Origin of the sequence: Kitasatospora sp. MBT63, from assembly GCF_000710465.2 — a bacterium.
Classification (GTDB): Bacteria; Actinomycetota; Actinomycetes; order Streptomycetales; family Streptomycetaceae; genus Kitasatospora.
This window is the reverse complement of sequence record NZ_JAIZ01000335.1, coordinates 4404-13487: the sequence shown is the minus strand read 5'-3', so window position 1 is coordinate 13487 and position 9084 is coordinate 4404. Positions and strand designations below refer to the sequence as shown.

At 75.9% G+C, this 9084-nt stretch carries 6 protein-coding genes; 3 read left to right on the top strand and 3 right to left on the bottom strand.

The genetic code is table 11. The features are described 5' to 3' along the window. Positions 1-82 precede the first annotated feature (82 nt). Positions 83-1087, bottom strand: coding sequence for an ABC transporter ATP-binding protein (locus tag AA75_RS53510; protein WP_082526672.1), 1005 nt, complete (start codon positions 1085-1087; stop codon positions 83-85). Positions 1088-1575: 488 nt separating this feature from the next. Here AA75_RS53510 and AA75_RS20005 point away from each other — a divergent pair, with 488 nt between their 5' ends. After that, entirely contained in the window at positions 1576-2739 is a 1164-nt protein-coding gene (locus tag AA75_RS20005) for a 4-hydroxybenzoate 3-monooxygenase (protein ID WP_033821497.1), read from the top strand. A gap of 60 nt (positions 2740-2799) precedes the next feature. After that, the gene (locus AA75_RS20000; RefSeq protein ID WP_033821490.1) at positions 2800-4533 is read left to right on the top strand and encodes a methyltransferase; all 1734 of its coding nucleotides are present in this window, start codon (positions 2800-2802) and stop codon (positions 4531-4533) included. A gap of 24 nt (positions 4534-4557) precedes the next feature. Here the strand turns inward: AA75_RS20000 and AA75_RS19995 are convergent, their stop codons facing one another. Further along, positions 4558-5268, bottom strand: a complete 711-nt coding sequence (locus tag AA75_RS19995) for a response regulator transcription factor (RefSeq protein ID WP_033821489.1) — start codon at positions 5266-5268, stop codon at positions 4558-4560. Further along, positions 5265-6569: a sensor histidine kinase gene (locus tag AA75_RS19990; RefSeq protein ID WP_082526671.1), complete on the bottom strand. Its 1305-nt coding sequence runs from the start codon at positions 6567-6569 to the stop codon at positions 5265-5267. The genes AA75_RS19995 and AA75_RS19990 overlap by 4 nt, the downstream gene beginning before the upstream one ends. 304 nt (positions 6570-6873) lie before the next feature. Here AA75_RS19990 and AA75_RS19985 point away from each other — a divergent pair, with 304 nt between their 5' ends. Beyond that, entirely contained in the window at positions 6874-9081 is a 2208-nt protein-coding gene (locus AA75_RS19985) for an MMPL family transporter (protein ID WP_033821488.1), read from the top strand. The last annotated feature ends 3 nt before the right edge of the window (positions 9082-9084 follow it).

Here is a 9084-nt window from a genome sequence, read left to right as displayed (position 1 = left end):
GGCCGAGGCGGGCGGGCCGTATCGGGACGGGGGAGGTGAAGCGCGGGGCCGCGGGGGCGGGGTGGGTGGTGCTGGACACGGGTCAGACCTCGCTCGGGTGACGGTGGTGGTGGGAGTGGGGGTCGGCGGCCGGGCCTTCGCGGGCGTCGGGGCCGGCGGGCGGGGGCGTCCACGCCGGGCCCGAGCGGTACTCCACCGAGTGCTGGGTCAGCCGCATGTACGCCTCCTCCAACGAGGCGTGGTGCGGCGACAGTTCGTACAGCCGGACGCCGTGCAGGTGCGCCAGGTCGCTGATCCGGGGCAGGTCGAGGCCGGTGACCTTGAGGGCGCCGTCCCGCTCCGGTTCGGTACCCGCGCCCGCGTCGGCCAGCGCCCGGGCGAGCAGGTCCCGCCCGGCGGCGTCGGGGGTGCGGACCCGGGCGTAGCCGGCCGAGTGGTGGGCGATGAACTCCCCGACGGGCATGTCCGCGAGGAGCCGGCCCTGGCCGATCACGATCAGGTGGTCGGCGGTGATCGCCATCTCGCTCATCAGGTGCGAGGAGACGAACACCGTCCGGCCCTCGGCCGCCAGGGCGCGCATCAGGGTGCGGACCCAGTGGATGCCCTCCGGGTCGAGGCCGTTGACGGGTTCGTCGAAGAGCAGCACCTCGGGATCGCCGAGCAGCGCGGCGGCGATGCCGAGCCGCTGGCCCATGCCCAGCGAGAAGCCCTTGGTGCGGCGCCGGGCCACCTCCGTCAGGCCGACGATGTCCAGTACCTCCGCCACCCGCCGCCGTGGCACGCCCGCCAACTGGGCGATGCAGAGCAGGTGGTGGTACGCGTCGCGGCCGCCGTGCACCGCGCGCGCGTCGAGCAGGGCGCCGACCGTGCGGGCGGCGTTCGGCAGTTCGCGGTACGGCTGCCCGTCGATGGTGACGGTTCCCGAGGTCGGCGTGTCCAGGCCCAGGATCATCCGCATGGTGGTCGACTTGCCGGACCCGTTCGGTCCGAGGAAGCCGGTGACGACCCCGGGCCGGACCTGGAAGGACAGTTGGTCGACGGCGGTGGTGGAGCCGTACCGTTTGGTGAGGCCGCGCGCCTCGATCATGTAGGACGTCCTTGCTGTGTCGATGTGGTCCGCGGGTGCCCGGGTAGGGGGTGGTACGGGCTCCTGCGGGGCCCGTACCGGTGCGTAGGGGCCCGTCCGCGAAGGACGATCATGGCGACGCGGCGGTTGCACCGGCCGGCCCGGCACCGGTGGGCCGGGGCCCGGCGTCCCGCACCCGGCCGCGTCAACTCCGGTCCGTGGCGTCATCCTTCGGAGTAGGACGCCGGGCGGCACCGTTCGGAGGGTGGCGCGGTCACCGGCCGCGGGCCGGCGCATCGTGGTCGTACGATCCCCTCCCCCGGCGGCTGCGCCCGGCATCGGCCCCGCCGCCGGGCCGGCGCGCCGGGCCTGCGGCAGGGGCGCCCGCCGGCTCCTCCCGGCGCGCGCGTACGGGTGAACACCGGGGCTCGCGCCGGCCGACCACTGCCTATGATCCACTTCTTGTGACGGAGAGTCAGATCGATCAAGCTGCAGTCGACACCACCGAGGTGGTGATCCTGGGGGCCGGACCGGCCGGGCTGGTGCTCGGCAACCTGCTGCAGGCCGCCGGGGTCGGGTGCGTGGTGCTGGAACGCGCCGGCCGGGAGCAGCTCCGGGCCCGGCAGCGGGCCGGGTTCCTCGCCGCGAACACGGTGCGGATCCTGGAGCGGCACGGCCTCGCCGACGGCCTGCACCGGCGTGGACGCACCCACGCCACCTGCGAGTTCCGCACCGAGGACGGCCGGTTCCGGCTGCACTACGGCGCGCTGGGCAGCGGGGAGGCGCACACCGTCCATCCGCAGCACCTGCTGGTGGACGATCTGTTGACGGTCTATCAGGCCAGGGGCGGCCAGGTGCGTTTCGGCACCGAGGCGGTGGCCGTGCAGGGGATGGACGGCACCAGGCCCACCGTCACCGTGCGCGACGCCGATGGGCGACCGGGCCACTGGCGGGGCCGGTACGTCGCCGGTTGCGACGGCCGGCACGGCGCCGCCCGGCGCTCCCTGCCCCCGGGCGCGGTCCGCCGCCACCACCTGGACCACGGTGTCTCCTGGCTCGGGCTGCTCGCCGAGGCGCCGCCGAGTCTGGACGCCGTCGCCTACGCGGTGCACGGGCGGGGCTTCGCCGGGCACATGGCGCGGACCCCCGAACTCACCCGCTACTACCTGCAGTGCGAGCACGGCAGTTCGCCCGGCGACCGCACCGACGAGCAGATCTGGGACGAACTGGCGCTGCGGATGCGCGCCGCGGAGTTCGGGCCGCTGCGCCGGGGCCGCTTCGTCGACCGCTCGGTGGTCCAGCTGGAGTCCGACGTCCTCGAACCCCTGTGCCACGGCGCGCTCTTCCTGGCCGGCGACGCCGCGAGCCTGATCACCCCGTCCGCGGCCAAGGGCGCCAACCTCGCGGTGCTGGAGGCCGAGCTCCTCGGCCTGGCCCTGGTCGACGACCTGCGGCACGGCGCCCCGGAGGGGCTGGCCCGGTACTCGGCCCGGTGCCTGGACCACATCTGGCGCGCGCAGGAGTTCTCGCGCTGGATGGTCCGGCTGCTGCACGCGGCCCCGGCCGCGGACGACCCGCCGTTCCAGGAGCGGCTGCGCCGTTCCCGTCTCGCCTCGCTGCGCACCTCGCGCAGCTGCCAGGACTGGTTCGCCGAACAGTACGTCGGCGTCTGACACCCGTTCCGTCCGCACACCGAAACCCCGAACCCTCGAACCCCCTTGGAGGAGACCGCGATGACCGCGCCGAGCCCGACGGCCGCCAGCACGCTCCCGGACGCCGCCCGCTTACGCGAGACGGTCGACTTCGTCCGGGAGCAGGACGCCGCCGCCCTGTTGCCGCTGCTGCTGCCCGGTCTGGACGCCGTGGAGCTGCAGGCCCTGGTGGACCGCTGCCGCTTCTCGCACGCCGCGCTGCTGGTCTTCCCGTCGGACCCGCAGGAGCTGCGAGGCCTGCTGGCCGGCTGCGGGCTGGCCGGGGACGTGCCACCGCGGCCCAGCGTGGTGGTCCGTGACCGGCTGGCCGCGCGGCACCGTCGCGATGCCGCCGGGCTCGAGGTGCACATCCTGCGCCCGCCCGTGACCGGGAGGGACGGGGAGCGGCGGACGGTGGAGCTGTTCACGCTGGTCGTGCCGCCGGGCTCGGAGCTCGCCGACGTCGCCGAGCACGAACGCGCCCGGGAGCACGAGGCGCACCTGGCCTTCGAGGTCGAACGGCCGGACCCGCTGCTCCTGCGCGGCATGTGCGCGCTGTTCGCCCGGCACGGTGCGCTGGCCGACGGCGGCGGGTACAACCCGCACGAGGACGGCACGGTGTTCTACTTCACCGCGCCCGCCGGGGCGAAGGCCGGGTACCGGCGGATGGAGCTGTACGCGCCAGGTGACCACCGGGACGTCCTCGCCGCCCACCTGGTGGAGCACCGCGCCCGCCGGTCTGCCGAAACGCTCCTGCGCCTGATGACCGGGGCGTGGACCACGCAGGCGCTGGCCGTCTTCGCCGAGTTGCGGGTGCCCGACGCGATGGCCCCGGAGACGGTCACCGACGCCGGGACGCTGGCGCGGGCCGTCGGCGCGGACCCGGAGAGCCTGACGACGCTGCTGCGCTACCTCGCGATGCTGGGCGTGGTGGCGGGCGAGCGGGACGGCTTCCGGCTCACCGGGCTCGGCGCGCTGCTGCGGGCCGACGCCCCGGAGTCGATGCGGCCGCTGGCGCTCATGTACGGCGGCCCGTTCTACCGGTCGTTCGGCGCGCTCGGGCACACGGTACGGACCGGGGAGGCCGCGTTCGACCACCTCTTCGGCGAGAACCACTTCGACCACTTCGCCCGCCACCCCGAACTCGCGGACATGTTCGACCGGGCGATGGCGGCCGGCGCCCGGATGTTCGAGCCGCTCGCCGCCCACCCGGTCATCACGGCCGCGGCGGAACGGCCCGGGCCCGCCACCGTCGTCGACGTCGCGGGCGGCAACGGGGCCCTGCTCGGCCGGATCCTCACCGCACACCCGCGGCTGCACGGTGTCCTGCTCGAACGTCCGCACGTCGTCGAGGCCGCCCGCCGGTCGCTCGACGCCGCCGGGGTCGGCGGGCGCTGCACCTACCGGGCGGGCGACTTCGCGGCCGTGCCGCCCGGCGGCGACGTGTACGTCCTGTCCCGGATCCTGCACGACTGGGACGACGAGCGGTGCCGCGAGATCCTTCGGCACTGCGCCCGGGCCATGCCCGCCGGGGCCGATCTGCTGGTCGTCGAGCGGGTGCTGCCCGCCGACGACTCGGTGTCGCTCGCGACCGCCTGGGACCTCCACATGCGGTGCAACGTCGGTGGCCGTGAACGCCGCGCCGACCACTACAACCGGCTGCTCGCCGACGCGGGGCTCGCCCTCGTGGGCTGCGCGCCGCTGCCGCTGGAGGGCAGCGTGCTGCACGCGCGCAAGGCCGGCCCGGCGCCCGCGCCGACACGGCCCGGCCGGTAGCCGGCGCCGCCGCCCCGGCCCCGGCTACCGGCCCGGGCGGGGCACGGCGGCCGTCGAACCGGCGGTGACCAGCCCCGATTCATAGGCGGCGATGACCGCCTGGGCCCGGTCGCGGACCGCCAGTTTGTCGAAGATGCCGGTGATGTGGTTCTTGACCGTGGAGGCGCTGATGTCCAGCGCGCGGGCGATCCCGGCGTTGTCCAGGCCGGTGGCCATCAGCCGCCACACCTCGACCTCGCGGGGCGTGAGTCCGTCCACGCCGGTGAGGACGGGCGGCGCGCCGCGGGGCGCCCGGACGTAGGTGGAGATCAGCCGGGTCAGCAGGCGCGGTGCGACGACGGCCTCCCCGGCGTGGACGGTGCGGATCGCCGCGCCGAGCTCCTCCGGGGAGCTGTCCTTGGGCAGGAAGCCGTACGCCCCGGCCCGCAGGGCGCCGACCACGTACTCGTCGAGGTCGAAGGTGCTCAGGGCCAGGACCCGGCAGCCCGGCACGGCCTCGGCCAGCTGTTCGGTCGCGCCGACGCCGTCCAGCACGGGCATCCGGATGTCCATCACCACGACGTCGGGCCGCAGTCGGCGGGCGAGGGCGACGGCCTGCGCACCGTCCCCGGCCTCGCCCACCACCTCGAAGGCCGGGTCGGGCGAGAGGATCAGCGACAGGCCGCGCCGCACCAGCGGCTGGTCGTCGGCGATCAGCACCCTGATCCCCGGTGGTGTCGTCCCGGGCGCGCTCACCGGCGGGCCCCTTCGTACTCGACGTCGTCCTCGACGGCCGCTTCGACCGCTCCGACCGCTTCGGCCGTCTCCTCGGCGCCGACCGGCAGTTCGGCCGTCACGGCGAATCCCCCGCCGGGCCGCGGGCCGGCGCGAAGGGTGCCGCCGTGCAGGGCGACCCGCTCTCGCATCCCGATCAGGCCGTACCCGCTGGGGCCGCTCGGCGTTCCGTCCTGCGCGGGTGCGCCGCCGCCGTCGTCCTGCACCTCGACGGTGACGCGGTCCGCGCGGTAGGTCAGCCGGACGCAGGTGGGGGCGCAGCCCGCGTACTTGCGGGCATTGGTGAGGGCCTCCTGGACGATCCGGAACACCGTGAGGCCGACGGTCGGCGGCAGCGGGCGCGGCGGCCCGTCGACGGTGAGCTCGGTCGGCAGTCCGGCCCGCCGGGATTCGGCCACCAGCCGGCCGAGGTCGTCGGCGCCGGGCTGGGGCCGCGCGGGTTCGGTCTCCGGTTCGTCGCCCGCCCGCAGCACGTCGAGGAGTTGGCGCATCTCGCGCAGCGCGAGCCGCCCGGAGGACTCCAGGGTGACGAGGGCCTCGCGGACCACCTCCGGCCGCGCGAGATTGGCCCTGGCCCCGCCCGCCATCAGCTGCATGGTGGTGATGTGGTGGGCCACGATGTCGTGCAACTCCCGGGCGATGCGGCGGCGTTCGTCGGCGACGGCGCGGTCGGCGAGGAGCCTGCGGTTGGCGGCCACCTCCCGCTGCCAGCGGTTCACCGCCAGCGCGGCACCCACCACGAGCAGGGTGGACAGCGGCGTGGACACGGCGAGCTGCCAGGACGGCGTCCGCCCGGCGCACTGGCTCGCCAGCGTCACCGCGGCCGTCGCGGCGGCGGCGACCGCCGTCACCCCGCCGGGGCGGGCCCGGGCGACCGCGTACAGCGCGACGACCAGGACGGCACCGAAGTGGGTGGGCAGCGGTACGGTCAGGGTGGCCGCCGCGTCCAGCGCCACCACGGCGGCGAGCGCCGCCACCGGGTGGCTGCGCCTGGCGAGCAGCGGCACGGCCGCCAGGCCGACGAGGAGGAAGCCCGTCACGCTCACTTCGGGCCGGCCACCGGGGTCGGCGAAGAACACGTAGCTCAGCAGGTTGAGCGCGCAGGCCCCGGCGGTCACCAGCGGGTCGCTGCGCGACCACGACGGCTCGGCGGCGTCCCCGTCCGGCTGCGGCCGGAGGTCACCGGGCGTGCCGTGCGCGCCGCCGGAGGGGTCCGCTCCCCCGGTGTCCGGCCCTCCGGCCGTGGTCTGTCTCCCGGCCATGGCCGTGCCCCCTCGTCGCGTCGGCTCGTCGTGTCGCCGGGCCCGTCCGGGTCCCGTCCCCGGGACAGGGTTGCACATCGGCCGAGGTCGCAGCGGTGGCGGCGGAGGTTCGCAGCCGTTCGGCGGGGGTCGGGCCGGGGTCGGACCAGGAGCAGGGTCCTGGTCCGGCGCGGGGGGGAGGACCCAGGGCCCCGGTCCGGATCATCCGCTGCCCCGACGCCCGCCGGCCACCCGCGGTGATGGTCTGGGAACCGGCCGGGAACCCCTGGCCGGCCCGCTCCCGACACCGTCCGCCGGAGGACACGTGATCCGCGCCCTGACCCGATATTCGACCCGGCACCCCTGGAAGGTCATCGCCCTGTGGGCGGTGCTGGGTGTCGCGCTGGCCGGCCTGGCCCCGATGCTGATCGCCCGCGTCACCGAACACCAGACCGGGAACTTCCTGCCCCGCGGCTACGACTCGGCGGCCGCGCTGCGGATCGCCGAGGAGCGGTTCGGGGTGGATCCCGATGCCACCACGGTGACGGTGCTGGTCGCCCGCTCCGACGGCCGGGCGCTGGGCGCGGCCGACCGGACGGCGATCGAGGCCGGGGCCGCGGAGCTGGCGCGGCGCCGGGTGGTGATGCCCCGTGCGGACGACCAGCCGAGCTTCCTGGTCCCGGACCGCTCCCAGACGCCCCGGGTGGTACCGGCGATGACGGCGCCCGACCTGAGCTTCGGACTGCTCTCGGTCCAGCTGGCCGGCAGTCCCGCCGATCCGGGTGTCCAGGGCGTCTACCGGACGTTCCGGGACGGCGCCCGGGCGTACTTCGCCGAGGCGGGGATGCGCACCGGGTTCACCGGTCCGCTCGCCGACACGGTCGACCGCGCCGACGACAACCGGACCGCCACCATCGTCGGCGGCGCCCTGGTGACCGGGTTGATCGTGCTGCTGAACGTACTGGTGTTCCGCAGCGTGCTGGCCGCCGTACTGCCGTTGCTCGCGGTCGCGATGATCGGCGGGGTCGCGGGCGCCGCCGTCGCGGGCGCCGCCGTGCTGACCGGGCGCAAGCTGGACCCGGGCACCCCGGGGCTGATCAACGTGGTCCTGCTCGGCATCGGCATCGACTACCTGCTGTTCCTGCTGTTCCGCTTCCGCGAGCAGCTGCGCGCCCGGCCCGAGCAGCCCGCCCGGGAGGCCGCCGCACAGGTCGCGCGGCGGGTGGGCACCGCGATCACCTCCGCCGCGCTGACCATCGTGGCCGCGTTCGCCACCCTCGGTCTGGCGACCTTCGGGCAGTTCCGCTCGCTGGGGCCCGCCATCGCCGTCGCGGTGCTGGTGATGCTGCTCGGCAGCCTCACCCTGTTCCCCGCGCTGCTCGCGGCGGCCGGGCGCAAGATGTTCTGGCCGTCCCGCTCCCTGCACCGGGAGGTCCGCGACGGCCGGGCCGCCCGCCTCGGCGCGCTGGTCACCCGCCGGCCGGTGGCCGCGGTGGCCGCCTCGCTCGCCCTGCTCGGCGTGCTCACGGCCGGGTTGACAGGTATCCGGATGGACTACGGCCAGGGCGGCTCCGGCGGGCGGACCGCCGCGGCGGCGACCGCCGCCGAGATCGCCCGCTCGCTGCCGGCCGGGGTGTCGGACCCGACCAGTGTCCTGCTCACCGCCACCGACGGCGCCGAGCTGACCGCCGCCCGGCTCGACGGCCTGTCCCGGGCGCTGCGCGAGGTCGAGGGGGTGGGCCAGGTCGCCCCGGCCGTGCTGAACGGGGATCACCGGGCCGCCCGGATCGACCTCTACCCGACCGTCGACCCGCAGAGCCAGCAGGCCCGGGACCTGGTCACCGGGCCGATCCGGGCCGTGGTCGCCCGGCACACGCCCGCCGGGACGGCCGGTCACGTGGGCGGGACGGCGGCGGTCCTCGCCGACGTGTCGACGGCCGTCGACCACGACCTGGCCGTCGTCCTCCCGGTCGCGGCCGCACTGATCGGGCTGATCCTGCTGCTGCTCCTCCGCAGCCTGCTCGCGCCGGTGGTGCTGCTGCTGTCCGTCGGGCTCGGCTTCGCCGCCACCCTGGGGGCGGCCACCCTGCTGTTCCAGCACGCCCTGGGCGGGCCGGGGGTGAGCTTCACCCTGCCGCTGGTGCTGTTCCTGTTCGTGGTGGCGCTGGGTACGGACTACAACATCCTGATCACCGACCGGATCCGGGAGGAGATGCGGCGACCGGGTCCGGCCCGCGCGGCGGTGGCCAGGGCCGTCCGCCATACGGCGCCGGCGGTCGCGACGGCCGGGCTGGTGCTGGCCGGGTCGTTCGCCACGCTCGCCACCAACCCCGGCAGTGAGCAGGTCGCGTTCGCGATGGCGCTCGGCATCCTGCTCTCGGCGCTGGTCCTGTCGCTGGTGCTGGTACCGGCGCTGGCCGCGCTGCTCGGCCGTGGCCTGTGGTGGCCGGTCCGCCCGCGGCCCGCGGTGGGCGCCGATCCGGCGGGGCGTACGGCCGCGCCCGCGGAGCCCGACCGGGTCACGGCGGCCTGAGGA